20 protein-coding genes and 1 pseudogene are annotated in these 25,199 nt (G+C 71.7%); 10 read left to right on the forward strand and 11 right to left on the reverse strand.

What is annotated here, in order from left to right:
• Window positions 1-65 precede the first annotated feature (65 nt).
• From meaB to N5I75_RS02925, 3 genes are read right to left on the reverse strand one after another with little or no spacing between them, the layout of a single operon-like run.
• Window positions 66-1,046 (reverse strand): methylmalonyl Co-A mutase-associated GTPase MeaB, encoded by a 981-nt coding sequence (meaB, locus tag N5I75_RS02915; RefSeq protein WP_476673942.1) that lies wholly within the window; start codon window positions 1,044-1,046, stop codon window positions 66-68.
• 12 nt (window positions 1,047-1,058) lie between these two features.
• A complete protein-coding gene (scpA, locus tag N5I75_RS02920; protein WP_476673944.1) occupies window positions 1,059-3,239 on the reverse strand; it encodes a methylmalonyl-CoA mutase in 2,181 nt (726 codons plus the stop codon).
• On the reverse strand, window positions 3,236-5,050 hold the full coding sequence (locus tag N5I75_RS02925) for a methylmalonyl-CoA mutase family protein (RefSeq protein ID WP_476673946.1): 1,815 nt from the start codon (window positions 5,048-5,050) through the stop codon (window positions 3,236-3,238). The genes scpA and N5I75_RS02925 overlap by 4 nt, the downstream gene beginning before the upstream one ends.
• A gap of 254 nt (window positions 5,051-5,304) precedes the next feature.
• Between N5I75_RS02925 and N5I75_RS02930 the strand changes: the two genes are divergently transcribed.
• Together N5I75_RS02930 and N5I75_RS02935 are read left to right on the forward strand one after the other, a co-directional pair.
• Window positions 5,305-8,682, forward strand: a complete 3,378-nt coding sequence (locus N5I75_RS02930) for a CARDB domain-containing protein (protein ID WP_476674712.1) — start codon at window positions 5,305-5,307, stop codon at window positions 8,680-8,682.
• Between the two features lie 149 nt (window positions 8,683-8,831).
• Window positions 8,832-9,392, forward strand: coding sequence for a mycothiol transferase (locus N5I75_RS02935; RefSeq protein WP_476673948.1), 561 nt, complete (start codon window positions 8,832-8,834; stop codon window positions 9,390-9,392).
• A 9-nt stretch (window positions 9,393-9,401) separates the two neighbouring features.
• Here the strand turns inward: N5I75_RS02935 and N5I75_RS02940 are convergent, their stop codons facing one another.
• Window positions 9,402-9,776, reverse strand: coding sequence for a PPOX class F420-dependent oxidoreductase (locus tag N5I75_RS02940; protein WP_476674714.1), 375 nt, complete (start codon window positions 9,774-9,776; stop codon window positions 9,402-9,404).
• Between the two features lie 158 nt (window positions 9,777-9,934).
• On the opposite strand from N5I75_RS02940, the gene N5I75_RS02945 reads away from it, so the two are divergent.
• The 4 genes from N5I75_RS02945 to nrfD are packed head-to-tail and all read left to right on the forward strand — an operon-like array spanning window position 9,935 to window position 15,302.
• Window positions 9,935-10,156 (forward strand): hypothetical protein, encoded by a 222-nt coding sequence (locus N5I75_RS02945; RefSeq protein WP_476673950.1) that lies wholly within the window; start codon window positions 9,935-9,937, stop codon window positions 10,154-10,156.
• 24 nt (window positions 10,157-10,180) lie between these two features.
• The gene (gene fdh, locus N5I75_RS02950) at window positions 10,181-13,426 is read left to right on the forward strand and encodes a formate dehydrogenase (protein ID WP_476673952.1); all 3,246 of its coding nucleotides are present in this window, start codon (window positions 10,181-10,183) and stop codon (window positions 13,424-13,426) included.
• On the forward strand, window positions 13,423-14,313 hold the full coding sequence (locus N5I75_RS02955; protein WP_476673954.1) for a 4Fe-4S dicluster domain-containing protein: 891 nt from the start codon (window positions 13,423-13,425) through the stop codon (window positions 14,311-14,313). Before fdh ends, N5I75_RS02955 begins: the two co-directional genes overlap by 4 nt.
• On the forward strand, window positions 14,310-15,302 hold the full coding sequence (gene nrfD, locus N5I75_RS02960; RefSeq protein WP_476673956.1) for an NrfD/PsrC family molybdoenzyme membrane anchor subunit: 993 nt from the start codon (window positions 14,310-14,312) through the stop codon (window positions 15,300-15,302). The genes N5I75_RS02955 and nrfD overlap by 4 nt, the downstream gene beginning before the upstream one ends.
• Window positions 15,303-15,321: 19 nt before the next feature.
• On the opposite strand, the gene N5I75_RS02965 is transcribed toward nrfD, so the two are convergent.
• The 4 genes from N5I75_RS02965 to N5I75_RS02980 all read right to left on the reverse strand — a co-directional run bounded on the left by N5I75_RS02965 (window position 15,322) and on the right by N5I75_RS02980 (window position 19,689).
• Entirely contained in the window at window positions 15,322-15,684 is a 363-nt protein-coding gene (locus tag N5I75_RS02965) for a hypothetical protein (RefSeq protein WP_476673958.1), read from the reverse strand.
• A gap of 82 nt (window positions 15,685-15,766) precedes the next feature.
• The gene (locus N5I75_RS02970) at window positions 15,767-16,747 is read right to left on the reverse strand and encodes an LLM class F420-dependent oxidoreductase (RefSeq protein ID WP_476673960.1); all 981 of its coding nucleotides are present in this window, start codon (window positions 16,745-16,747) and stop codon (window positions 15,767-15,769) included.
• Between the two features lie 63 nt (window positions 16,748-16,810).
• Complete coding sequence (locus N5I75_RS02975; protein ID WP_476673962.1) at window positions 16,811-17,323, reverse strand: DUF6328 family protein; 513 nt, start codon at window positions 17,321-17,323, stop codon at window positions 16,811-16,813.
• Window positions 17,311-19,689 carry a phosphoketolase family protein gene (locus N5I75_RS02980; RefSeq protein ID WP_476673964.1) on the reverse strand — a complete coding sequence of 793 codons (2,379 nt, stop codon included), beginning with the start codon at window positions 19,687-19,689 and terminating at the stop codon, window positions 17,311-17,313. The genes N5I75_RS02975 and N5I75_RS02980 overlap by 13 nt, the downstream gene beginning before the upstream one ends.
• A 328-nt stretch (window positions 19,690-20,017) precedes the next feature.
• On the opposite strand from N5I75_RS02980, the gene N5I75_RS02985 reads away from it, so the two are divergent.
• Together N5I75_RS02985 and N5I75_RS02990 are read left to right on the forward strand one after the other, a co-directional pair.
• Window positions 20,018-20,620: a cysteine hydrolase family protein gene (locus N5I75_RS02985; RefSeq protein WP_476673966.1), complete on the forward strand. Its 603-nt coding sequence runs from the start codon at window positions 20,018-20,020 to the stop codon at window positions 20,618-20,620.
• A gap of 65 nt (window positions 20,621-20,685) precedes the next feature.
• Window positions 20,686-20,943, forward strand: a complete 258-nt coding sequence (locus tag N5I75_RS02990) for a WhiB family transcriptional regulator (RefSeq protein WP_476674716.1) — start codon at window positions 20,686-20,688, stop codon at window positions 20,941-20,943.
• A gap of 57 nt (window positions 20,944-21,000) precedes the next feature.
• Here the strand turns inward: N5I75_RS02990 and N5I75_RS02995 are convergent, their stop codons facing one another.
• The gene (locus N5I75_RS02995; RefSeq protein WP_476673968.1) at window positions 21,001-21,828 is read right to left on the reverse strand and encodes an alpha/beta fold hydrolase; all 828 of its coding nucleotides are present in this window, start codon (window positions 21,826-21,828) and stop codon (window positions 21,001-21,003) included.
• Window positions 21,829-21,985: 157 nt separating this feature from the next.
• Here N5I75_RS02995 and N5I75_RS03000 point away from each other — a divergent pair, with 157 nt between their 5' ends.
• Together N5I75_RS03000 and N5I75_RS03005 are read left to right on the forward strand one after the other, a co-directional pair.
• Window positions 21,986-22,264: a hypothetical protein gene (locus tag N5I75_RS03000; RefSeq protein ID WP_476673970.1), complete on the forward strand. Its 279-nt coding sequence runs from the start codon at window positions 21,986-21,988 to the stop codon at window positions 22,262-22,264.
• Window positions 22,265-22,288: 24 nt separating this feature from the next.
• Window positions 22,289-22,678, forward strand: coding sequence for a VOC family protein (locus tag N5I75_RS03005; RefSeq protein ID WP_476673972.1), 390 nt, complete (start codon window positions 22,289-22,291; stop codon window positions 22,676-22,678).
• A gap of 1 nt (window position 22,679) precedes the next feature.
• On the opposite strand, the gene N5I75_RS03010 is transcribed toward N5I75_RS03005, so the two are convergent.
• Complete coding sequence (locus N5I75_RS03010; protein WP_476673974.1) at window positions 22,680-24,401, reverse strand: PP2C family protein-serine/threonine phosphatase; 1,722 nt, start codon at window positions 24,399-24,401, stop codon at window positions 22,680-22,682.
• Window positions 24,402-24,564: 163 nt separating this feature from the next.
• Window positions 24,565-25,131 (reverse strand): annotated as a pseudogene (locus N5I75_RS03015) (MarR family winged helix-turn-helix transcriptional regulator).
• Window positions 25,132-25,199 lie beyond the last annotated feature (68 nt).

Here is a 25,199-nt window from a genome sequence, read left to right on the forward strand (position 1 = left end):
AACGTACCGAGGGAAGGCCCGGCCGACCGCACAAACGGCTGAGAGTAACACAGAGCGACGTGCGCTCAGCCGCCTCTGAAGGCGTCCAGGATGCGTTCGGCCGCCAGGGTCGCGGTGAGCTCACCGTCCCGTACCCGCCGCTCAAGGTCGGGCGCGAGCGCGCGCACCCCGGGGTCCGCGCGCAGGCTGCCGAGCAGCTCGTCACGGACCATCGTCCAGGCCCAGTCGACCTGCTGCTCCCGGCGCCGCTCCGTGAGCCGCCCCGTGGAGTCGAGCAGCGTCCGGTGCTGTTCGAGGCGCTCCCACACCGCGTCGAGCCCGGTCGATTCGCGGGCGCTGCAGCTCAGGACGGGCGGTGTCCAGAACGCGTCCTTGCCGTGCATGAGGCGCAGGGCGCCCGAGAGCTCCCGGGCGGCGGCGCGGGCGTCGCGCTCGTGCGGACCGTCGGCCTTGTTGACGCTGACCACGTCGGCCAGTTCCAGGACGCCCTTCTTGATGCCCTGCAGCTGGTCGCCGGTCCGCGCCAGCGTGAGCAGCAGGAACGAGTCGACCATGTTGGCGACGGCCGTCTCGGACTGCCCGACGCCGACGGTCTCCACGAGCACCACGTCGTACCCGGCCGCCTCCATGACGACGATCGACTCGCGCGTGGCCTTCGCGACACCGCCGAGCGTCCCGGCGGTCGGGGAGGGCCGCACGAACGCCGCCGGGTCGACGGCGAGCCGCTCCATCCGCGTCTTGTCGCCCAGGATCGACCCGCCGGTCCTGCTGGACGACGGGTCGACGGCGAGCACCGCCACCCGGTGCCCGAGCCCGGTCAGCATCGTGCCGAAGGCGTCGATGAACGTCGACTTGCCGACGCCGGGTACGCCACTGACACCGATGCGCCGCGCCTGCCCGCTGTGCGGAAGGAGTTCGGTCAGCAACTGCTGGGCGAGCGCCCGGTGCTGGGGCCGGGTGGACTCGACGAGAGTGATCGCGCGGGCGACGACCGCCCGCTTCCCGTCGAGCACACCTTTGACATACGTGTCGAGGTCGATGGCCATCGTGTCCGCGCCTCAGTGGTGCCCGAGGTCGGCCGCGAGGCGTTCCACCAGGTCGTGGGCGGCGTCCGGGATCACGGTGCCGGGCGGGAAGACCGCGGCGGCGCCCATCTCCAGGAGCGTGGTCACGTCCTGCGGCGGGATCACCCCGCCGACCACGACCATGATGTCCTCGCGCCCCTCCTCGGCGAGCGCCTCGCGCAGCGCCGGTACGAGGGTGAGGTGCCCGGCGGCCAGCGAGGACACCCCGACGATGTGCACGTCCGCCTCGACGGCTTGCCGCGCCACCTCGCCCGGGGTCTGGAACAGCGGGCCGACGTCCACGTCGAAGCCCAGGTCGGCGAAGGCGGTCGCGATCACCTTCTGCCCCCGGTCGTGCCCGTCCTGGCCCATCTTGGCGACGAGGATGCGCGGCCGGCGCCCCTCCGCCTCGGCGAACTCCTCGACGCGGCTCCGTGTGCGCTCCACTGCCCCGGACTCACCTGCTTCGTTGCGGTACACGCCGGAGATCGTACGGATCTGCCCGGCGTGGCGCCCGTACACCTTCTCCAGGGCGTCGGAGATCTCCCCGACGGTCGCCTTCGCGCGGGCGGCGCGCACGGCGAGTTCGAGGAGGTTGCCCTCGCCGTCGGCGGCGCGGGTCAGGGCTTCCAGAGCGGCCCGGCATGCGCTGTCGTCACGCTCCTCGCGCAGGCGCCGCAGCTTGGCGATCTGCTGGGCGCGCACCGAGGAGTTGTCGACCTTGAGCACGTCGATCTGCTCGTCGGAGTCGACCCGGTACTTGTTGACGCCGATGACCGGCTGCCGCCCGGAGTCGATACGGGCCTGGGTGCGGGCCGCCGCCTCCTCGATGCGGAGCTTCGGGATGCCCGCGTCGATGGCCTTGGCCATGCCGCCCGCCTGCTCGACCTCCTGGATGTGCTGCCAGGCGCGGCGCGCGAGGTCGTACGTCAGCTTCTCCACGTACGCGCTGCCGCCCCACGGGTCGATCACCCGGGCCGTGCCGGACTCCTGCTGGAGCAGCAGCTGCGTGTTGCGGGCGATGCGGGCGGAGAAGTCGGTGGGCAGGGCGAGCGCCTCGTCGAGCGCGTTGGTGTGCAGCGACTGGGTGTGGCCCTGCGTCGCCGCCATCGCTTCCACACACGTACGGGTGACGTTGTTGAACACGTCCTGCGCCGTCAGCGACCAGCCCGACGTCTGCGAATGGGTGCGCAGCGACAGGGACTTGGCGTTCCGCGGGTCGAACTGCTTGACCAGCTTCGCCCACAGGAGCCGGGCCGCGCGCAGCTTGGCGATCTCCATGAAGAAGTTCATGCCGATCGCCCAGAAGAACGACAGGCGCGGCGCGAACGCGTCCACGTCGAGCCCCGCCTCGCGCCCCGCGCGGATGTACTCGACCCCGTCGGCCAGCGTGTAGGCCAGCTCCAGGTCGGCCGTCGCGCCCGCCTCCTGGATGTGGTAGCCGGAGATGGAGATCGAGTTGTAGCGCGGCATCCGCTGCGAGGTGAAGGCGAAGATGTCGGAGATGATCCGCATCGACGGCTTCGGCGGATAGATGTAGGTGTTGCGGACCATGAACTCCTTGAGGATGTCGTTCTGGATGGTCCCGGCCAGCTTCTCGGGCGGTACGCCCTGCTCCTCCGCCGCCACGATGTACAGGGCGAGGACGGGAAGGACGGCGCCGTTCATCGTCATCGACACCGACATCCGGTCCAGCGGGATGCCGTCGAAGAGCTGCCGCATGTCGTAGAGGGAGTCGATGGCCACGCCCGCCATGCCCACGTCACCGGTCACACGCGGGTGGTCGCTGTCGTAGCCGCGGTGGGTCGGCAGGTCGAAGGCGACCGACAGGCCCTTCTGGCCCGCCGCGAGGTTGCGCCGGTAGAAGGCGTTGGACTCCTCGGCCGTGGAGAAACCCGCGTACTGCCGGATCGTCCAGGGCTGGTTCACGTACATCGTCGGGTACGGGCCACGCAGGTAGGGGGCCGTGCCCGGGTAGGTGTGCAGGAAGTCGAGGCCCTCCAGGTCCTGCCCGGTGTAGAGCGGCTTGACCGGGATGCCCTCGGGGGTCTCCCACAGCAGGTCGGCGCCGTCGGCGGCGCCCTTCACGGCGGCGCTCCACTCGTCGGTCCCGGTGTCGGGCGCCGGGGTGCCGAGGTCGATCGCGGAGAAGTCGGGGATGCGGGGCCCGGTCATGAGGAGACTCCCAAACGGTCGAGCGTGGCGGTGAGCACGGCCACGGCGTCACAGCCAGCGTAGACATAGGTGTCGACACCGGCATACGTGTGCGGGCGGCCCGCGAGGAACACATGCCGGGCACCTGCGGCCCGCAGCTCCTGGACGGCGGCCTCGGCCTGTTCCTCGTAGACCGCGTCGCTGGAGCACAGGCACACGTCCTGGGCGCCGCTCTCCGCGAACCCGCCCTCGGTGACGGGTTCGACGCCGCCCGCCTGGAACAGGTTGGCCGCGAAGGTGAGGCGGGCGGTGTGCGCGGAGGCGGAGCCGAGCGCGGCCAGATACACGCGCGGGCGCGCCCCGGTCTCGGCGAGATACGTGTCGGAGCGGGCCCGCAGCTCCTCGAACGCCTCGTCCCTGCGTACCCGGGGCAGACCCCCGGACTGCGGTGCGGGCACCGGCTCACGCTCCACCGGCTTCTCGGCCAGGTGCGGGAACTCGCTGACCCCCGTGACCGGTTCGCGGCGCGTGGCGAGCTTCTTGCTCCGCGCGGCCCAGGTGGCGGCGAGCCGGTCGTGGATCAGACCCGAGCGCAGGGCGGCGGCCTGGCCGCCCGCGCGCTCGATCTCCTGGAAGAACGCCCAGCCCGCATGGGCGAGTTCGTCGGTCAGCCGCTCCACGTACCAGGAGCCGCCCGCCGGGTCGATGACGCGGGCGAGATGCGACTCCTCGATGAGGATGCCGGAGGTGTTGCGGGCGATGCGCCGGGCGAACGCGTCGGGCAGGCCGAGCGCGTGGTCGAAGGGGAGCACCGTCACCGAGTCGGCGCCGCCCACCCCGGCGGCGAGCGTCGCGATCGTCGTGCGCAGCATGTTCACCCACGGGTCGCGGCGCGTCATCATCACCGGCGAGGTCACGGCGTGCTGCACCTGCGCGCCCGCCCGGGGCGCCCCGCACACCTCGGCGACGCGGGCCCAGAGGCGGCGCGCGGCGCGGAAGGTGGCGATGGTGAGGAACTGGTCGGCGCCCGCCGCGTAGCGGAACTCGAGCTGCGCGAGGGCCTGTTCGGTGCTCAGGCCCGCGTCGGTCAGCTCGCGCAGGTAGGCGACTCCGGTGGCGAGGGAGCAGCCCAGCTCCTGCGCGGCCGAGGCGCCGGCCTCGTGGTAGGGGAGCGCGTCCACGGTCAGCGCGCGCAGCCCCGGGTACCGCTGCGCGCACAGCCGGGCGAGGTCCCGTACCGGCGCGGTGACGTACGTCTCGCCGGTGCGGGCCTCGTGGCCGAGCGGGTCCGCGCCCAGGTTGCCCCGGACCGCGTCGGCGGCGACGCCCTTCTCCTCGTACAGGGCGAGCAACGCGCGTGCGGCGGCGTCGACTTCGGCGCCCGCGTCGAGCACGACGGGGGCCAGGTCGAGCAGGACGCCGTCGAGGGCTGCGGGCAGCGCGGAGACGGGGAAGAGGGTGTCGTCGCCGGTCGTCAGCCACAGGGAGGTGACGCCGTTCTCCAGATCCGCGAGGAGCTGGCCGGAGTCGGCGACCGTGTGGCGCTGGCGTACGTCCCAGCCGCCGGCGGTGTTGCCCTCGGCCCGGCCGCCTCTGACGAAGGGGGCGAAGCCGGGCAGCCCGGCGGGGGCGGCGGTGTCGTGGGCCGTGTACAAGGGGCGGGCGCGCAGCCCGTCCTCCAACGCGGTGGACAGGGCGTCTTCCGCCTCGTCGGCCGTGACTTCCTTGCCCGACTTGCGCAGCACACCCGCGACCAGGTGCTGCCACTGCTCATGTGTCGCGTCAGGGAACTCGGCTGCGAGGGAAAGCCCGTCGTCAGGCAGGACCGTCATGGTCGGGATGCTAGGGCAGACCGGCGGGCGCGCAGCAGGTGGGGCGGGTGTGACCTTGTTCTCCTTGTCTCCCGGGCGCCGAACCTCTAGGGGCCCGTGTCGCGCCCCGCGCCAGTTCCGCGGCAGCGCCGTGTCGGCAAAATCTGTCGTAACCGTTGACAGCCCTTACCCGTGACGCGAATCTGTCCACCGAATGAACGCAAAAAGTTGACAGAGCAACTCAATAGCTGGACGACGGGAGCGTCATGCTGCATATGTCAGGGGCACGTCATAGATGGCGATGGCTCGCGGGCACGGTGACGGCGGGGCTGCTGACCGTCGGCCTCGTGCCGGTCGCGGCCCACGCCGCGGCGGCCGACGAGAACGTGGCGCTGGGCAGACCGGTCACGACCGGCGGCGCCCACGACGGCTACCCCGCCACCAACCTGACCGACGGCAACCAGGCCACGTACTGGGAGGGGCCGGCCGGCTCGTTCCCGCAGTGGGTGCAGATCGACCTCGGCCGCGCGGTCGACGTCAGCGGCGTCGTCCTGAAGCTGCCCGCGTCCTGGGAGGCCCGCACCGAGACCGTCGCGGTCCAGGGCAGCACCGACGGGGGCACGTTCAGCACGCTGTCGGCGGCGGCGAAGCGGAGCTTCGCGCCCGGCTCCGGCAACAGCGTCGCCGTGGGCGTCACCGCCGAGACCCGTTACGTGCGGGTGCAGGTCAGTGACAACACCGGCTGGAACGCCGCCCAGTTGTCCGAGGTCGAGGTCCTCGGCGCGCCCGACGACGGAGGCGAGGACCCGCAGGAGCCGCCCGCCGGGACCAACCTGGCCCTGCGCAAGCCGATCGAGGCGACCTCGGTCACCCAGAACTACGTCGCGCCCAACGCCAACGACGGCAGCACCGACACCTACTGGGAGGCGAGCGGTCAGTCCTCCTCCCTGACCGTGAAGCTCGGCGCCGACGCCGACCTCAGCGGTGTCGTCCTCAAGCTCAACCCGAACGCCGCGTGGGGCACCCGCACACAGACCCTCCAGGTCCTCGGCCGCAAGGCGGGCGCCACCGACTTCACGTCGCTGAAGGCGAGCGCCCAGTACACCTTCAACCCGGCCACCAACAAGAACACGGTCACGATCCCCGTCACCGGCCGCTACGCCGACGTACGCCTGCAGTTCTCCGGGAACACCGGGGCGGGCGGCGGGCAGATCGCCGAGTTCGAGGTCGTCGGCGCGGCGGCGCCCGCCCCCGACCTGACCGTCACCGGGCTGACCTGGTCGCCCAGCTCCCCGTCCGAGGCCGACCCGGTCACCGTCGAGGCGACCGTCCGCAACGCCGGGACCGCCGCGTCCCCCGCCACCACGGTCGACGTCAGCCTCGAAGGCGCCGTCGCGGGCAGCGCCTCCGTCGGCGCGCTCGCCGCGGGCGCCTCGGCGAAGGTGCCCGTCAAGGCCGGCACCCACCCGACGGGCAGCTACACCGTCTCCGCCGTCGTGGACCCGACGGACGCCGTCGCCGAACTGGACAACAGCAACAACAGCCGCAACGCCGACTCCAAGCTGGTCATCGCCCAGGCGCCGGGCCCGGACCTCGAAGTCACCGGCATCACCGCCAACCCGGCCAACCCCGCCGTCGGCGCGAAGGTCTCCTTCGGCGTCACCGTCCGCAACCGGGGCACGAGCCAGGCGGCGGCCGGGACCGTCACCCAGCTCACCGTCGGCGGCACCACCCTGACCGGCACGACCGACGCCGTCGCCGCGGGCGCCTCCACCACCGTCGCCATCGGCGGCACCTGGACCGCCACCAACGGCGGCGGCGCGCTCACCGCCACCGCCGACGCGACGAACAAGCTGACCGAGACCAACGAGAACAACAACACCTACGCCCGCACCCTCGTCGTCGGACGCGGCGCCGCCGTGCCCTACACCGAGTACGAGGCCGAGGACGGCAGGACCAACGGCACCGTCCTCACGACGGACGCCAAGCGCACCTTCGGCCACACCAACTTCGCCACCGAGTCCTCGGGCCGCAAGTCGGTCCGCCTCAACTCGACCGGCCAGTACGTCGAGTTCACCTCCACGACGCCGACCAACTCCCTCGTCGTGCGCAACTCGATCCCGGACGCGGCGGCGGGCGGCGGCCAGGAGGCGACCCTCAGCCTCTACGCCAACGGCACCTTCGTCCGCAAGCTCAACCTGTCGTCCAAGCACAGCTGGCTCTACGGCACCACCGACGATCCCGAGGGGCTCACCAACCGTCCCGGCGGCGACGCGCGGCGCCTCTTCGACGAGGCCCACACGCTGCTCACCGACACCTACCCCGAGGGCACCACGTTCCGGCTCCAGCGCGACAGCGGGGACACGGCCGCCTTCTACATCGTCGACCTGATCGACCTGGAGCAGGTCGCCGCACCGGCCGCCAAGCCCGCCGACTGCGTCTCCATCACCCAGTACGGGGCCGTGCCCAACGACGGCATCGACGACGCCGACGCCATCCAGCGGGCCGTCAGCGCCGACCAGACCGGACAGATCCCGTGCGTGTGGATCCCCGCCGGCCAGTGGCGCCAGGAGAAGAAGATCCTCACCGACGACCCGCTCAACCGCGGCCAGTACAACCAGGTCGGCATCCGCGACGTCACCGTCAAGGGCGCCGGCATGTGGCACTCGCAGCTGTACTCCCTCATCGCCCCGCAGGACGCGGGCGGCATCAACCACCCGCACGAGGGCAACTTCGGCTTCGACATCGACGACAACACCAAGATCTCCGACATCGCCATCTTCGGCTCCGGCACCATCCGGGGCGGTGACGGCAACGCGGAGGGCGGCGTCGCGCTCAACGGCCGCTTCGGCAAGAACACGAAAATCACCAACGTGTGGATCGAGCACGCCAACGTGGCAGCCTGGGTCGGCCGCGACTACTCCAACATCCCCGAGCTGTGGAACCCCGGCGACGGCGTCGAGTTCAACGGCGTCCGCATCCGCGACACGTATGCCGACGGCGTCAACTTCTCCAACGGCACCCGCAACTCGACCGTCTACAACTCCACCTTCCGCAACACCGGCGACGACGCCATGGCCGTCTGGGCCAACAAGTACGTGAAGGACACGTCCGTCGACGTCGGCCACGACAACCACTTCCGCAACAACACCGTCCAGCTGCCCTGGCGGGCCAACGGCGTCGCGATCTACGGCGGCTACGGCAACACCATCGAGAACAACCTGATCTCGGACACCATGAACTACCCCGGGATCATGCTCGCCACCGACCACGACCCGCTGCCGTTCACCGGCACGACCTTGATCGCCAACAACGGCCTGTACCGCACCGGCGGAGCCTTCTGGAACGAGGACCAGGAGTTCGGCGCGATCACCCTGTTCGCCCAGGGCCAGCCCATCCCGGGTGTGACCATCCGCGACACCGACATCCGTGACTCCACCTATGACGGCATCCAGTTCAAGACGGGCGGGGGCGAGATGCCCAATGTGCAGGTGACGAACGTGACCATCGACAAGTCGAACAACGGCTCCGGCATCCTGGCCATGTCCGGCGCGCGCGGCAGCGCCACGCTCAAGGACGTGACCATCACCAACTCGGCGCAGGGCGACATCCTGACCGAGCCCGGCTCGCAGTTCGTCATCAAGCAAGGCTGAAGCAAGGCTGAAGCAAGCAGGGCTGATCCCGGCCCGCACCTGAAACCTTCGCCGCCGGCGTGTCCGACGCCCCGCTGTCCACGCCGGCGGCGAAGCCCTTCGCGTAAACGAGTGGCGGGCCCTCGGCCCCGGGGCCGACCATGGCCCGCATGACTGAGCAACCCGCACGATGGACCCGCGCGACCACGTACCCCGACATGTGGGTCGACCCGGACGACGACCCGCGCGACAGCGACGGGCCCGATCCCGAGGGCGAGCCCGCCACCCTCGACGACTATCTCTCCGGCTACCGCGCGACCCTCCGCATGAAGTGCGACGGCCTGGACGCGGAGCAGCTCGCCCGCCGTTCGGTACCGCCCTCCACGATGTCGCTGCTCGGCCTCGTCCGCCACCTCGCCGAGGTGGAGCGCGACTGGCGCAACTGGATCTCCGACGGCGACCCGCTCCCCAAGCTGTACGGGCGGCGCGACGCCGACTTCGACGACGTCGTCCCCGCACAGTCTGCGGTCGACGCCGCCTTCGCCGACCTGGAGCGCGAGCAGGCGGCGACGGACGCCGCGCTCGCCGCCCACCCCGACCTCGGGACACGCCTCGGCAAGGACGGCATCTCGGTCCGCAGCCTCCTCGTCCACCGCATCGAGGAGTACGCCCGCCATTGCGGCCACGCCGACCTGCTGCGCGAGTGCGTCGACGGCAGGGTCGGCCAGTAGACCCCGTACCTACACGGTGACGGCGATACCGATGTTCGGCTTCCTGCGGACACGGAAAAGCTTCAGGAACCCGTTGCCGATCCGGGAGAGCACGTACCTCTTGGCGAGCAGCGCCTGGGCGTCCTCGGTACCCGCCTCGTCGAGCAGGCGGGCGGTACCGGGGACCGGGGTGGCGTCCGGGGCGGTCCGGCCGCGGAGGTCGCACACGGTCACCGTCACCGCGCTGTTGTTGCGCAGCCGCTTCACCTTCCAGGAGTCGGCGGGTGTGACCACGAGCAACGTGTGCTCGTCGCGCACCACGTGCCAGACAGGTGTCGGGACCGGCGTCCCGTCCTTCCGGTACGTGGTGAGGCTGATGTATTTGCTGCGACGGATCTCGTCCATGGCTGACACACCCGGAGTCTATCGAGGGGGTGACGGCCGCCGGGATCTTGTGACGTTTCGGCCCCGGCCGGGCAGGTACCCGGTGCGCGTCCGCGCCGCGTACAGCGTCCGCGCTGCGCGTGCGGACCCGTGCCGGGTGACGAACAATGGAGGCTGCTGTGACTGATCATCGGCTCGACGACCGGAACGAGGCACCCGTCCCCCGGGACATGCCCGATCAGCAGGCCGGCGAGGAAGACGCGCACGACGGGCTCGACATCCCCGAGGAGCGCGGCGATGACGTCCCCGACACGGACGAGGCGGGCACCCGGCGGCGCGGCGCCGAAGGATCGGACACCGTGCATCCGGAGCACCCGGACCCCGACGAGTCGCCCGCCTGATCCCGCCCCCGGCTAGGAGTCCGCATGGGTGTCACCGACCGATTCCGCCGCTGGCCCGTCTACCGGCAGTTGACCGGTGACGACCCCCTCGGCCGGGGGAGCGCCGCCAAGTCGCCGTACACGGCGGACCTGCGGCCGCGCACCGACAGCGCCGACCGGGTGACGCAGTCGATCTGCCCGTACTGCGCCGTCGGCTGCGGCCAGCAGGTGTACGTCAAGGACGAGAAGGTCGTCCAGATCGAGGGCGACCCCGCCTCCCCGGTCAGCCGGGGGCGGCTCTGCCCGAAGGGCTCCGCGACGCTGCAGCTCACCACCGGCTCGGCCCGCCACCACCAGGTGCTCTACCGGCGCCCGCACGGCACCGACTGGGAACCGCTCGACCTCGAGACCGCCATGGACATGGTGGCCGAACGAGTGATCCGCACCCGGCGCGAGACCTGGGAGTGGGAGAAGGACGGCGCCCGCACCAACCGCACCATGGGCATCGCGAGCCTCGGCGGCGCCACGCTCGACAACGAAGAGAACTACCTCATCAAGAAGTTGCTGACAGGCCTCGGCGTCGTCCAGGTGGAGAACCAGGCGCGCGTCTGCCACAGCTCCACCGTCTCCGGGCTCGGCACCTCCTTCGGCCGCGGCGGCGCCACCACGTTCATGCAGGACCAGCAGCACTCCGACTGCATCGTCATCCAGGGCTCGAACTACGCGGAGGCCCACCCCGTCGGCTTCCAGTGGGTGATGGAGGCCAAGGCGCGCGGCGCGACCATCATCCACGTCGACCCCCGCTTCACCCGGACGAGCGCTCTCGCCGACCTCCACGTCCCGCTGCGGGCGGGCACCGACATCGCCTTCATCGGCGGGATCATCCACCACGTCCTGACCGAGGAGAAGGACTTCCGCGAGTACGTCGTCAACTACACCAACGCGGCTACGTTGGTCAGCGAGGACTTCCAGGACACCGAGGACCTCGACGGCGTCTTCTCCGGGCTCGACGAGGACATGCCCCAGTACGACCCGCACAGCTGGCAGTACGAGGGCGCCCAGCTCCAGCAGCCGACCGGCGACGTCGACCGGCAGTACGAGGACCGCATCGGGTCCGCGGGCCGCTCCGAGACCCACGGCTCCGGCGGCGCCCGCACGAGGCCCGACGCGCCCAGCGACCCGACGTTGCAGCATCCGCGCTGCGTGTACCAGGTCCTCAAGCGGCACTTCGCCCGCTACACACCCGAGATGGTCGAGGAGGTGTGCGGCGTCCCGCGCGACACGTTTCTCCGCGTGTGCGACGCGCTCACCGCCAACTCCGGCCGCGACCGCACCAGTTGCCTCGTCTACGCGGTCGGCTGGACCCAGCACTCCACCGGCTCCCAGAACATCCGCGCCGCCTCCATCCTCCAGCTCCTCCTCGGCAACATCGGCCGCCCCGGCGGTGGCATCCAGGCGCTGCGCGGCCACGCCTCCATCCAGGGCTCCAGCGACATCCCCACCCTCTACAACCTGCTCCCCGGCTACCTCCCGATGCCGCACGCGCACAAGGAGATGAGCCTGGAGAACTTCATCAAGACGTCCCGGACCGAGAAGGGCTTCTGGGCCGAGATGCGGTCCTACTTCGTGTCCCTGCTGAAGGCCTACTACGGAGACGCCGCGACCGCGGACAACGACTTCTGCTTCGACCACCTGCCGCGCCTCACCGGCTCGCACGCCACCTACGAGACGGTGATGTCGCAGCTCGACGGCGAGTGCAAGGGCTACTTCCTGATGGGTGAGAACCCCGCCGTCGGCTCGGCCAACACCCGGCTGCAGCGCCTGGGCATGGCGAACCTCGACTGGCTCGTCGTCCGCGACTTCTCCCTCATCGAGTCCGCCACCTGGTGGCAGGACGGCCCGGAGATCGAGACCGGCGAGCTGCGCACCGAGGACATCGGCACCGAGGTCTTCTTCTTCCCCGCCGCCGCGCACACCGAGAAGTCCGGCTCCTTCACCAACACCAACCGCTGGGTGCAGTGGCACCACGCGGCCGTCGAACCCGAGGGCGACGCGCGCAGCGACCTGTGGTTCATGTACCACCTGGGCCGGCGCATCAAGGAGCGCCTCGCCCACTCCACCGACCCGATGGACCGCCCGGTCCGCGACCTCGCCTGGGACTACCCCGTCGAGGGCCCGCTCCAGGAGCCGGTCGCCGCACACGTCCTCGCCGAGATCAACGGCCACGGCCCCGACGGCGCCCCGCTCACCGCGTACACCGAACTGAAGGACGACGGCTCGACCGCTTGCGGCTGCTGGATCTACTGCGGCGTCTACGCCGACGGCGTCAACCAGGCCGCCCGCAAGAAGCCGCACCAGGAACAGGACTGGGTCGCCGCCGAATGGGCCTGGGCCTGGCCCGCCAACCGGCGCATCCTCTACAACCGCGCCTCCGCCGCGCCCGACGGCACCCCGTGGAGCGACCGCAAGGCACACATCTGGTGGGACGCCGACGCCGGGCGCTGGACCGGCTACGACATCCCCGACTTCGTACCCGACCGCGCCCCGGATCACGTCCCCGAGGACGACGCCGGCGGTCCTGACGCGCTGCGCGGCGACGACCCGTTCATCATGCAGGCCGACGGCAAGGGCTGGCTGTACGCGCCCGCCGGCCTGGAGGATGGGCCGCTGCCCGCGCACTACGAACCGCAGGACTCGCCGTTCACCAACGCGCTCTATCCGAGCACCCCGCGCTCCCCGGTCCGCAAGGCGTTCCCGCGCGAGGGCAACCGCTACCATCCGAGCGGCGACGAGCCCGGCGCCGGCGTCTACCCGTACATCCTCACCACCCACCGGCTCACCGAGCACTTCACGGCGGGCGGCATGAGCCGCTGGTCCCCGTACCTGTCCGAGCTGCAGCCCGAGCTGTTCTGCGAGCTGTCCCCGCAGCTCGCCGCCGAACGCTCCCTGGAGCACGGCGGCTGGGCCACCATCGTCACCGCGCGCAACGCCATCGAGGCGCGCGTCATGGTCACCGACCGGATCAAGTCGCTGACCGTGCAGGGCCGCACCGTCCACCAGATCGGCCTGCCCTTCCACTGGGGCCCCAACGGCGTGGTCACCGGCGACGCCGCCAACGAACTCATGGCCATCACCCTCGACCCCAACGCGCACATCCAGGAGGACAAGGCGCTCACCGCCGACATCCGGCCGGGCCGCCGCCCCCGCGGACCCGAACTGCCGCGCCTGGTCGCCGCGTACCGACGCCGTGCGGGCATCACGGACACCACCGGGACGGAGACCCGCGCATGAGCCAGGACACGAGCACCGGGACGGAACAGGAGCGGGTCGGCTTCTTCACCGACACCTCCGTGTGCATCGGCTGCAAAGCCTGCGAAGTGGCGTGCAAGGAGTGGAACGCCATCCCCGAGGACGGCCTGTCGCTGACCGGCATGTCCTACGACAACACGCAGGCGCTCGGCGCCTCCACCTGGCGCCACGTCGCGTTCATCGAACAGCCCGCGCAACCCGCGCAGCCGTCGCAGCCGTCGCCGGACGGCCGTACGCAACTGCCGCTGGTGGAGGACGGGTCGCCCGCCTCCGGGCAGCAGAAGACCGGCTCCGACATGCGCTGGCTGATGTCCTCCGACGTGTGCAAACACTGCACACACGCCGCCTGCCTCGACGTGTGCCCGACGGGCGCGTTGTTCCGCACCGAGTTCGGGACCGTCGTCGTCCAGGAGGACGTGTGCAACGGCTGCGGCTACTGCGTGCCCGCCTGCCCCTACGGCGTCATCGAGCAGCGCCCCACCGACGGCCGCGTCTTCAAGTGCACCATGTGCTACGACCGGCTCGGCGCGGGCCAGGAACCGGCGTGCGCCAAGGCGTGCCCGACGGACTCCATCCAGTTCGGCCCGCTCGACGAACTCCGCGAACGGGCGGCGCTCCGCGTCGACGAGCTGCAGAAGGCGGGTGTCGCGGAGGCACACCTGTACGGCAACGACCCCGAGGACGGGGTCGGCGGCGACGGGGCGTTCTTCCTGCTCCTGGACCGTCCCGAGGTGTACGGACTGCCACCCGACCCCGTCGTCACCACCCGTGACCTGCCGACGATGTGGAAGCACGCGGGCGGGGCGGCGCTCGCCCTGCTCGGCGGCGTCGCGGCGTCCTTCGCGATGGCGGCCAGGAGGCAGCGATGACGACCCAGGACCGGACGACGGACTCTCGCCGCACAGGCCGCAAGGACCGCAAGGACCGTAAGGGCCGCAAGGGCGAGCAGATGATGGTGCCGAAGGCCGAGTTCGACTCCTACTACGGGCGCCCGGTCATCAAGCCGCCGTCGTGGGAGGCGCGGGACATCGCCGGGTACTTCTTCCTCGGCGGTCTCGCCGGGGCCGGTTCGGTGTTCGCGGCGGGAGCCCAGTGCACCGGCCGCGGGCGCACCGAGATCGCCCTGAAGGTCTCCTCGCTCGCCACGATCTCCCTGTCGGCCGCGGCCCTCGTCCACGACCTGGGCCGCCCGGCCCGCTTCGTGAACATGCTCCGCGTCTTCAAGCCCACCTCGCCGATGAGCATGGGCTCCTGGCTGCTGAGCGCCTACGGGCCCGCCGCCGGAGCCGCCGCGGCCAGCGCCGTCACCGGACGCCTGCCCAGAGCGGGCGCCGTCGCCACCGGCGCCGCCGCGCTGCTCGGGCCGATGGTCGCCTCGTACACCGCCGTCCTCGCGGCCGACACCGCCGTGCCCGCGTGGCACGGGGCCCACCGCGAACTGCCCTACCTCTTCACCGCGTCGGCGACGGCGGCGGCCTCCGGCATGGCGCTCGTCGTCGCTCCTCTGCGCGAGAACACGCCCGCACGGTGCGCGGCCGTGCTCGCCGCGCTCGCGGACACCGCGGCCATGAAGGCGGCCGAGCGGCGGCTCGGCCCGGTCGCCGAGACCTACCGCCAGGGCAGGGCGGGCACGCTGCTGCGCACCGCGCAGGCGCTCACCCTCACGGGCGCGGCGGGCGCGGCCGTCCTGGGGCGGAGGCGCCCGGCCGCGATCGCCTCGGGCCTCGCGCTGCTCGCGGGCTCGGCCTGCACCCGGTTCGGCATCTTCCGGGCGGGCGTCGCCTCGGCGGAGGACCCGAAACACACGGTGGGCCCGCAGCGCGCACGCCTGGAGGAGCGTGAGCGGCGGGCCCGGTAGACCGCGGTGGCCGTGCGCGTCAGCGCGGGGTGAGCGTGAACTGGCTGTCGAGCTCCTGGTCGCCGGAGGCGGACCCCGCGTCCTTGAGGTCGTACCCCTCGGCGAGGGCCTTGCGGACGGCGTCGACCTCGTGCGGCACGCCCTGGGCGCCGACGGTGACCTCGCCCTCGATCGGCTCTGCGCCGTTCCCGGAGGACGAGGAGCCGGCGCCGACGTCGAGCTGCGCGGTCCACACCGTGGTGGGCTCGCCGGAGCCGGTCCCGCTGTCGGTCGGCGCCTGGTCGGGGAAGACCGAGGTGAGGTAGGACAGCACGCGCCGGGCGTCCTGCTCCGCGCAGTTGCTCAGGTTGACGGTGACGAGGGTGTGGTCGGCGTCGGTCATGGACATCTCCTGGATCTGAGTACGGATTCGCGTACGCATGTGTGTGCGGATGGGTGTGAGGGGGCGGGTCACGGGACGGTCGTCACAGAGCCGCCCGCAGCGCGGGAAGCAGTTCGTCCTGTGCCCAGGGGAAGAAGGAGTCCTGGTGGTCGCCGCCGATCTGGACGAGGGCGACCTCGGTGAACCCGGCGTCGGCGAAGGGCCGCAGCGCCTCGACGAACTCCGGGACGTCGTTGCCGCACGGGATCGACTTGGCGACGTCCTCGGGGGAGACCAGCTCGGTCGCCCCGGCGAACGACACCGGGTGCGGCAGCTCCGCGTTGACCCGCCAGCCGCCCGCGAACCAGCGGAACTGCTCGTGGGCCCGCTTCACGGCGGCGTCCCGGTCGGGGCCGTAAGCGACGGGGAGCTGGCCGACGCGGGGCTTCCCGGCGCCGCCCGCGCGGTCGAAGGCGTCGAGCAGCTCAGCGCGCGGTTCGGTGGCGATGACCAGGTCCGCGACGCGGCCCGCGAGCGCGCAGGAGACCGGCCCCGACACGGCGACACCGATCGGGGGCGGGGTGTCGGGCAGGTCCCACAGGCGGGCCCGGTCGACCTCGAAGTGGCGCCCGCGATGGGTGAGTTCCTTGCCGTCGAAGAGCGCCCGGATGATGCCGACGGCCTCCTCGAACTTCTCCAGGCGGACGCCCGGCGCGGGCCAGCCGCCGCCCACGACGTGCTCGTTGAGGTTCTCGCCCGAGCCGAGCCCGAGCCGGAACCGGCCCTCGGACAGCAGCTGCAGCGTGGCGGCCTTCTGCGCGATCACCGCGGGGTGGTAGCGGGTCGTCGGGCAGGTCACGTACGTCATGAGCGGGATCCGCGAGGTCGCCTGCGCGGCGGCGCCGAGCACGGCCCAGGCGTACGGGGAGTGGCCCTGTTCGGCCAGCCAGGGGGAGTAGTGGTCGGACGTGACGGAGAAGTCGAAGCCGGCCTCCTCCGCCGCCACGACGTGCCGGACCAGGTCCCGGGGGCCGGCCTGTTCGGTCATCATCGTGTAGCCGATCTGCACGAGGGACACCTCCATGTCGCATCGGTTCTCTTGCGCGTACTCTCGCGCCTTCTCTTGCGCGTTCTCTGGCGCGTTCTCTTACGTGCCTTCTTCTTCGGTGTGCCGTCTGCGGACCCAGGCCGGCAGGACGAACCAGCACAGCAGGTACCAGGCGAGGACCACCGCCACGAGCGCCGGGACGAGTGAGTCGTGCATCGCCACCCGCAGGATCAGGAGCAGCGCCGACGTCAGCGTGCACAGCAGCAGGACGAGGCCGGTGAAGGTGAGCCGGGAGGCCCAGAGCACCGCCTGCGGCTTGATCCGGCGGCCCGCGACCTGCCGGTGCACGGCGACGGGACCGATCAGGGCCCCTGTCGCCGCGGACCCCAGGATCACCGTGGCGATGTAGATGGCGCGGTCGGTGTCGGACAGGCCGGGGAAGCGCGGCGTGAACACCACGGTCAGCAGGAACCCGAGGAGGATCTGCACACCGGTCAGGGCGACGCGCAGCTCCTGGACGAGCTCTGCCCACTGCCGGTCGGCCTTCTCCTCGACCGTCTCCGACCGGCCGCGCCGCCTCCCCGCCGTCCCGTCGCTGCCTATCCCGGCCACTGCCACTCCGTGACCTCGGGCATGTCGGTGCCGTGCTCGCGGATCCAGCGGTGGTGCCGGGTGCGGGCGTCGGCCATCTTCTGCCGGGTCGCGGCCGCCTTGACGGCGAGTCCGGGCACGCGGTCGATCACGTCCATGACCAGGCGGTACCGGTCCAGGTCGTTGCGGACGACCATGTCGAAGGGCGTGGTCGTGGTGCCGGACTCCTTGTAGCCGCGCACATGGAGGTTGTCGTGGCCCGCCCGCTTGTAGGTGAGGCGGTGGATGAGCCACGGATAGCCGTGGTAGCCGAAGATGACCGGCTTGTCGGCGGTGAACAGGCCCTCGTACTCGGCGTCGCGCATACCGTTCGGGTGCTCCGTGGACGGCAGCAGCGTGGTCATGTCGACGACGTTGACGACGCGCACGGCCAGCTCGGGCAGGTGGCGGCGGAGCAGTCCGGCGGCGGCGAGGATCTCCTGGGTGGGGATGTCGCCCGCGCAGGCCAGCACCACGTCGGGGCCCTCGCCGCTCTCCGTGCCCGCCCAGTCCCACACCCCGGCGCCGCGCGCGACGTGGGCGCGCGCCTGGTCCAGGGGGAGCCAGTCGGGCCCCGGGTTCTTGCCCGCGACGATGACGTTGACATGGTCGCGGCTGTTCAGCGCGGACTCGGCGACCGTGAGCAGGGTGTTGGCGTCCGGCGGCAGGAAGACCTGCACGACCTGCGGGCTCTTGTTGAGCACGTGGTCGATGAAGCCCGGGTCCTGGTGCGAGAAACCGTTGTGGTCCTGGCGCCACACGTGTGAGCTGAGCAGGTAGTTGAGCGAGGCGACGGGGGCCCGCCACGGCAGCTCGCGGGAGGTCTTCAGCCACTTGATGTGCTGGTTGACCATCGAGTCGACGATGTGGACGAACGCCTCGTAGCAGGAGAAGAGACCGTGCCGCCCGGTGAGGAGATACCCCTCCAGCCAGCCCTGGCACATGTGCTCGGAGAGCACCTCCATGACACGGCCGTGCGGGTCGAGGTTCTCGTCGACCGGCAGCAGGCCTTCCTGCCAGGTCTTGCCACTCGCGCCGTAGACGGCCTGCAAGCGGTTGGAGGCCGTCTCGTCGGGGCCGACGAGACGGAAGTTCCGCTCCCGTGCCGTGTCCGCCATGAGGCGTTCCAGGTACTCGCCGAGGAGCCCGGTGGGGGAGTGCAGCGTGGCGCCGGGCTTCTCGACGGGCACGGCGAAGTCGTCGAGCGGCGCCAGCGGAAGGGCGCGCAGCCGCAGACCGCCGTTGGCGTAGGTCGTCGAGCCGAGGCGCCGCGAACCCTCCGGCACACAGGCCAGTACCGCGTCGCTCGGGCGGCCCTCGGCGTCGAACAGCTCGTCCGGCCGGTACGAGCGCAGCCACCTCTCCAGCTGCGCGAGGTGCTCCGGGTTCTCGCGGACCTCGGGGAGCGGCACCTGGTGGGCGCGCCAGGTGTTCTCCACGGGCTTGCCGTCGACCTCGGCGGGGCCCGTCCAGCCCTTGGGAGTGCGCAGCACGATCATGGGCCAGCGGACGGGCGCCGCCGCCTCACCCGTTCTGGCCGCGCGCTGGTGGTCGGTGATGAGGTCGATCGCCTGGTCCAGGGCGCCGGCAAGGGCCTGGTGGATGCGTTCCGGGTCGTCGCCCTCCACGTAGAGCGGGTGGTGGCCGTAGCCGCGCAGCAGGGCGTCGAGCTCGTCGTGCGGCATCCGGGCGAGGACCGTCGGGTTGGCGATCTTGTAGCCGTTGAGGTGCAGGATGGGCAGGACGGCGCCGTCGTTGACGGGGTCGAGGAAGCGGCCCGAGTGCCAGGACGCGGCGAGGGGTCCTGTCTCCGCCTCGCCGTCGCCGACGACACAGGCGACCAGCAGGTTCGGGTGGTCGAACGCGGCGCCGTAGGCGTGGGCGAGGGAGTAGCCCAGCTCGCCGCCCTCGTGGATGGAGCCGGGCACCTCCGGGGCGACGTGGCTGGGCACGCCGCCGGGGAAGGAGAACTGTTTGAACAGCCGGCCCATGCCCGACGCGTCGCGCGCCACGTCCGGGTAGATCTCGCTGTAGCTGCCCTCCAGCCAGGAGCCCGCGAGCACGGCCGGGCCGCCGTGCCCCGGCCCCCACACGCAGAGCGCCTCCAGCTCACGCTTCTTGATCACCCGGTTCAGGTGGGTGTACACGAGGTTGAGCCCGGGCGAGGTGCCCCAATGGCCGAGCAGGCGCGGTTTCACGTGCTCGGGGCGCAGCGGCTCGCGCAGCAGCGGGTTGGACATCAGATAGATCTGGCCCACGGCCAGGTAGTTGGCGGCGCGCCAGTGGGCGTCCACCTCGCGCAGTTCGTCGGCGGTCAGGACCGGGGCGTCGTGGTCGGCCGTAGTCATCGAGTGCTCCAGAACCGTGTCGGCGGGCGTCGTCGGGCGGATGCGGCTGCGGGCGTACGGGTCCGAGGGCCCGGCCCCTGGGGCCGTTCCGGCGGGGCCCGCACTCCCCGCGTTCCCACACATGTCAACGGCACTCACCCTTTTCCCGTGCCTTCTCCATCGTGACCTGCGCCGATGGCCCGCGCACGCGGTGTGCGCCCGCATGCATCGCAGGGGCGCCACCTGGGTACCCGGGGCGGTCACCGGCCCTGGTGGCCGTGTGGCGGGAGCGTCACATGTGTGTCCAGCCTGGTAGGGGCCGCAGTGCGAGGAAAGAGGGTTTCGTGCCATGACCGGAGGACCGGTGGAGAAGCGGCCGTGTGCGCTCATCGTCATCGACATGATCAACACGTATGACCATCCGGACGCGGACGCGCTCCTGCCGTCGGCCCGCAAGATCGTCCCGGTGGTGGCCGATCTGTTCCGCGCGGCGCGGGAGCGGGACGTGCCCGTGGTCTACGTGAACGACAACTTCGGGCAGTGGCGCTCCCACCAGGGCGCCCTCGTCGACGCGGCGCTCGCGGGACCGCACGCGGAGCTGGTGGAACCGATCCGGCCGGACGACGACGCCCTGTTCGTCGTGAAGGCGCGGCACTCGATCTTCTACGAGACCCCGCTGACGTATCTGCTGTGGGAACTGGGTGTGCGCCAGGTCGTCCTGACGGGTCAGGTCACCGAGCAGTGTGTGCTGTACTCGGCGCTCGACGCCCACATCCGGCACCTGGACGTGACGGTGGTCTCCGACGCCGTCGCCCACATCCACCCCGAACTGGCCGACGCCGCGCTGGAGATGATGCGCAGGAACATGGGCGCGCAGGTCGTCACGGGTGACGAGGTCACCTTCGAGGACCCGGCGGACGCCGCGCCGGATTCCGGGCGCGCGAACGGTTGATGTCCCTGGGGTTGTGGGTACCCGCGCTGCTTCCGACACCCATGAGGAGGCGCGACATGGACGAGATGGAGTGGTTGAACCGGGCGGCGTGCGTCTGGGAGGACCCGGAGCTGTTCTTCCCGGTCGGGGGCTCAGGACCCGCCCTCCAGGACGAACACGACGCCAAGGAGATCTGCCACCGGTGCCCGGTGACGGCCCAGTGCCTGGAGTGGGCCCTGGACACGAAGCAGACCTCCGGGGTCTGGGGCGGCACGTCGGAGACCGAACGCGCCGCCCTGCTGAAGGCGCGCCGCAGGAACCGGCAGAAGGCGCACGCCGGTTGAGGGGAGTGCGCCTCGGAACCGCCCGGTTCAGGAGGACGCGGGTCAGGACCGCGCGGATCAGGACTTGAGGAACTCGATCAGGTCCTTGTTGAACCTCTCCTTGTCGCCGGGCACGAGTGCGATGCCGTGGGAGCCGCCCTCGTAGACCTTGAGCTGGGCATCGGGCACCAGCTCGGCGGTCTTGCGGCCGGTGGCGTCGATGGGCACGACCTGGTCGTCGTCGCCGTGCACCACCAGGAGCGGGATGTCGAACTTCCGCAGGTCGTCGTGGAAGTCGGTGTACGCGAAGGCGTCCACGCAGGCCACTCCGCCCTCGATGGTCTCGGCCATCGCCATGTACCAGAAGGCGTCCTTGTTGCCTTCGGTGACCTTGTTGCCGGGCCGGTTGGCGGAGAAGAAGCCGACGGCGGTGTCCTTCCAGAACTGCGAGCGTTCCTTCAGGATTCCGGCCTTGAGGTCGTCGAAGACGCTCTCCGGGACGCCTTCCGGGTTGTCCGGGCCCTGCACCATGAGCGGCGGGATCGCGGACAGCAGCACCGCGGACCTGATCCGGGACGTGCCGTGGCGCCCGATGTAGCGGGCGAGTTCGCCGCCGCCCATGGAGTGCGCGACCAGGGTGACGTCCCGCAGGTCGAGGCCGGTGATGAGGTCGTTCAGGTCGTCGGCGAAGGTGTCGAAGTCGTAGCCGTCGAAGACCGGGGTCGAGCGGCCGTGGCCCCGGCGGTCGTGCGCGATGCCGCGGAAGCCGGCGTCGGCGACCGCTTTGAGCTGGTCCTGCCAGGCGTCGCCGTTGAGCGGCCAGCCGTGGATGAAGACGACCGGACGGCCGCTTCCCCAGTCCTTGTAGAAGATCTCCACACCGTCACGGGTCTTGCAGATGGGCACGATGTTCTCCTCGCCGGTCGGCGGGTGGGGGACAGCATGCCGCGGCTCGCACAGCCGTACGGGCGGCACGCACGCCCCTCATTGAACCGGCTCGCCGCATACGCCGCATGTCGGACGTGCTCGCCCTTCCGTCGCCCGGCCGGTGATGATGGATCACATGGATGTGACCTACGAAGAAGAGCTGCCGGCTCCCCTGGTGCGGGCCGAGGGCGCGCTGGACAGTCTGCTGGCCCGCTATGCCGAGCGGATCGAGCGGCAGCGCGCCGCCGCCGCCCCCGACCCCGAGCGCCTCGCGCAGCTCGTCGCCGAGCGGGAGGAGCTCCTCACCGACAGGGACCTTCTGCGCGGCCTCAGCGAGGAGCAGCTGGTGCAGGTGACCGCCATCTACGAGACCCGCAACGACTCCCTGGACTCCCCGCAGCCCGACGCGCAGTGAGGGACCGCCCCGTAGGCTCGCGGTATGTTGCGACTCGGATATCCCGTCATCGGCGTCACGGACCTGCCCCGCGCGGTGGCCTTCTGGACGCGGGCGCTGCCCCTGGTCGACACCGGGGAGTGGGCGAGCGACACCTGGCGGACCCTGCACCACGCCGACGGTTCCGGTCGCGCCCTGGGCCTCATGGTCAGCGCCTCGCCCGCCGAGCCCCGCCCGCGGCTCCACCTGGACCTGTTCGCCGACTCCCCGGAGGAGCAGCGGGCGGAGGTCGAGCGGCTCGTCGGGCTCGGCGCCCGCGCCGTCGACTGGGACTCCTACCCGCCCGACCCCGACTTCGTGGTCCTCGCCGACCCCGACGACAACATCTTCTGCGTCGTCGACCTGAGCCGGGCACCCAGCGGCAGCCAGGGATAGTTCAGCCGGTGTCGATGCGGCGCAGGGCGAGCAGTGTCGCGTCGTCCGTGCGGTGCGGCCCGTCGAGACGGGTGACGAGCCGCTCCGTGAAGTCCTGGAGCGCGGCGTGCCCGGCGGCGGGCTCCGCCTCGGCCAGACACTCCTCGGCGGCGTCGAGGAGGCGCCGGGTGTCCGCGTCGGGGTCGGAGTCGCGGCGCTCGGTCAGCCCGTCCGAGTACATGAGCACGATGTCGCCGGTCCGCAGGGTGGCGGTGGCGGCGACATACTCCATGTCGCACAGGACGCCGAGCGTGAGCCCCGGCCCGCCCTCGGGGTCCGGCAGCTGTGCGGCGCGGCCGTCCCGCAGCAGGACGGGGCGCGGATGCCCGGCGCACGTCCAGCGCAGCAGGGTGCGCTCGGGGTGGTATCTGGCGATGATCGCGGTGGCGGTGGACTCGGTGCCGTCGGCGCAGGCCACCTCGTTGAGCCAGTGCGTGAGGCGCTCCACGGGCTGCTCGGTGTAGGCGAGCCCGGCGAGGGCGTAGCGGAGCTTGGCCATGAGGGTCGCCGCCTCCAGGCCGTGTCCGCGCGCGTCGCCGAGCGCGATCAGCGGATGCCCGTCCGGGGTCTTGCGGGCCTTGTACCAGTCGCCGCCGACCCGGGCCTCGCGCGCGTCGGGCCGGTACACGGCCGCCGCGTCGAGGCCGAACGCGGCGAGTTCGTCCTGGAAGTGCGGCAGGACGACGTCGCGCAGGACGTCGGCGACCTCCGTGACGGCCTCCGCCCGTTCGAGCTGCCGGTGCGCCTCGCGCGTCGCGCTCTCCGCGTTCTCGCGCCGCCTGCGCTCGGCGGTGACGTCGATGAGCACCGCCCGCAGCGCCCACACCAGGCTGCCGGGCGCGATCCGCACCGGCTCGGCGACCATCCGGAACACCCGGGCCCCCGAGTCGGCGAACCGCAGCTCGCACTCCGTCTTCCGCTTGCGCAGGATGACGTCGTACAGCGTCTGGTAGAGCCGGGGCAGGCTGTCCGGGGTGACGAGGCCGGCCAGGTCGAACAGGGTCGGCACCGATGTGCGGTCGGTGAGCCCGAGCACGTCGCGGAAGCCGTGCGACGGCTCGACGTGCGAGTCCCCGAGGTTCCACTCCGCCCAGCAGGTCCGCACCAGCTCCTGCGCGGCCTCGGCCATCCGCAGCCGGTGCCCGCGCTGCCAGGTGAGCAGCAGCTGGTCGCCGCACGGCGCCACCCGTACCTCGTCGTTGAGCCGCACCGGGCCCGCGTCCGTGCTGACCAGCCACTCCACCGTCTCGGGGCCCTGCGGTGCGCGCTCGCGGTGGGCGCGGGCCAGCATCGCGGGGACGGCCGTGTCCGCGAGCGCGGGAAAGTGCTCGAACAGGGAGAGCGGGCCCGACCAGCGCGGCAGCCTCGCGTCCGGGAGCCGGTCCGCCCCGTAGGCGCGGGACGCCGCGTTCTGCCCGAGGTAGTAGGCGTCGCGCAGGGCGCCGTCGGGACCGAGGACGGGCGCGACGAGCAGCGCGGGCAGCGGCACCGCGTCGAGCACCTCCTGCCTGCTGGGCAGGGCCGGGTCGGCGGGCGGGGCCGGGGCGCTGTCGCGGACCCGCGCCGAGGGCCGCTGCAGTTCCGTGTACGCCTGGATGCGCCGCCGCTGGGAGTCGAGCAGCGCCTGGATCGCCCGCAGCTCCAGGCGTGCGCGCGCGTCGCGTCTGGAAGGGGCTGCGTCCATGGGCGTGGGGCCTTCTGTACGGGTGCGGTCCGCGGTGCCGCGGGGGCCTGGACCCTCGTCGACGTTCGGGCGGGGCGGTGTCGAACACGATCGGCGCGGCGGGCGCCGACGGCCAGTCGGCCTGCGCCATGTGGCGGTGTCGGGGGCGACGCGGACCGCCGAGTCAGCCCCGCGCCCGGCGGCCGCTGCGGCGGGGAGTGGGGGCCGCGCCGTTGAGCAGGGTGCGGCGCCGCTCCTCGCCCGCCTCCTCGACCTGCTGCACGACGCGCCGCAGGCCGTCGGCGAGGCCGCGGCACTCGTCGTCGCTCAGCCGGGAGGTGACGAAGGCCTCCTCCTCGTTGAAGGCGGGGAACACCTCGCGCATGAACTCCTCGCCCTCGTCGGTGAGGCCGAGCAGTACGAGCCGCCCGTCGCTGGGGTGCCCGGTGCGGCGCAGCAGGCCGCGCGAGGCGAGGGTGCGGGAGACGCCGGTCAGCGTGCCCTTGGAGATGCCGGCCTCCTCGGCGACGTGGCGGGTCTCGGACTCGCCCCACACCCAGACGACCCACAGGACAGAAGCCGTCAGTCAGGTCCGAGCCGGCAGCACGAGTTCTCCAGGTGCTGGGACGGCGGACGCCGCGGTAGATGGCCACGGCCGCATCTGCTCCCGCCGACGGGAGCCGCCACTTCGCCTCGCGAGCCGCTCCGCCTGGCTGATGGCCGCTGGCTGGCAAGGGCGCTCCTGTCGCAGATCATTCGTCGAGCCCGCATCATACGGGGTGCGCCCGCGCGCCCCCCCGTCCACGGGCCGCGCTCCAG

The organism is Streptomyces sp. R818 (assembly GCF_056172735.1).

What these genes read in the sequence shown, in the direction of transcription:
- meaB (WP_476673942.1), bottom strand. Translation starts at nt 1,046, where the DNA reads ATGGCCATCGACCTCGACACGTATGTCAAAGGTGTGCTCGACGGGAAG.
- N5I75_RS03010 (WP_476673974.1), bottom strand. Translation starts at nt 24,401, where the DNA reads ATGGACGCAGCCCCTTCCAGACGCGACGCGCGCGCACGCCTGGAGCTG.
- nrfD (WP_476673956.1), top strand. Translation starts at nt 14,310, where the DNA reads ATGACGACCCAGGACCGGACGACGGACTCTCGCCGCACAGGCCGCAAG.
- N5I75_RS02930 (WP_476674712.1), top strand. Translation starts at nt 5,305, where the DNA reads ATGTCAGGGGCACGTCATAGATGGCGATGGCTCGCGGGCACGGTGACG.
- N5I75_RS02980 (WP_476673964.1), bottom strand. Translation starts at nt 19,689, where the DNA reads ATGACTACGGCCGACCACGACGCCCCGGTCCTGACCGCCGACGAACTG.
- N5I75_RS02985 (WP_476673966.1), top strand. Translation starts at nt 20,018, where the DNA reads ATGACCGGAGGACCGGTGGAGAAGCGGCCGTGTGCGCTCATCGTCATC.
- N5I75_RS02955 (WP_476673954.1), top strand. Translation starts at nt 13,423, where the DNA reads ATGAGCCAGGACACGAGCACCGGGACGGAACAGGAGCGGGTCGGCTTC.
- N5I75_RS02935 (WP_476673948.1), top strand. Translation starts at nt 8,832, where the DNA reads ATGACTGAGCAACCCGCACGATGGACCCGCGCGACCACGTACCCCGAC.
- scpA (WP_476673944.1), bottom strand. Translation starts at nt 3,239, where the DNA reads ATGACCGGGCCCCGCATCCCCGACTTCTCCGCGATCGACCTCGGCACC.
- N5I75_RS02925 (WP_476673946.1), bottom strand. Translation starts at nt 5,050, where the DNA reads ATGACGGTCCTGCCTGACGACGGGCTTTCCCTCGCAGCCGAGTTCCCT.
- fdh (WP_476673952.1), top strand. Translation starts at nt 10,181, where the DNA reads ATGGGTGTCACCGACCGATTCCGCCGCTGGCCCGTCTACCGGCAGTTG.
- N5I75_RS02965 (WP_476673958.1), bottom strand. Translation starts at nt 15,684, where the DNA reads ATGACCGACGCCGACCACACCCTCGTCACCGTCAACCTGAGCAACTGC.
- N5I75_RS03005 (WP_476673972.1), top strand. Translation starts at nt 22,289, where the DNA reads ATGTTGCGACTCGGATATCCCGTCATCGGCGTCACGGACCTGCCCCGC.
- N5I75_RS02970 (WP_476673960.1), bottom strand. Translation starts at nt 16,747, where the DNA reads ATGGAGGTGTCCCTCGTGCAGATCGGCTACACGATGATGACCGAACAG.
- N5I75_RS03000 (WP_476673970.1), top strand. Translation starts at nt 21,986, where the DNA reads ATGGATGTGACCTACGAAGAAGAGCTGCCGGCTCCCCTGGTGCGGGCC.
- N5I75_RS02990 (WP_476674716.1), top strand. Translation starts at nt 20,686, where the DNA reads ATGGAGTGGTTGAACCGGGCGGCGTGCGTCTGGGAGGACCCGGAGCTG.
- N5I75_RS02940 (WP_476674714.1), bottom strand. Translation starts at nt 9,776, where the DNA reads ATGGACGAGATCCGTCGCAGCAAATACATCAGCCTCACCACGTACCGG.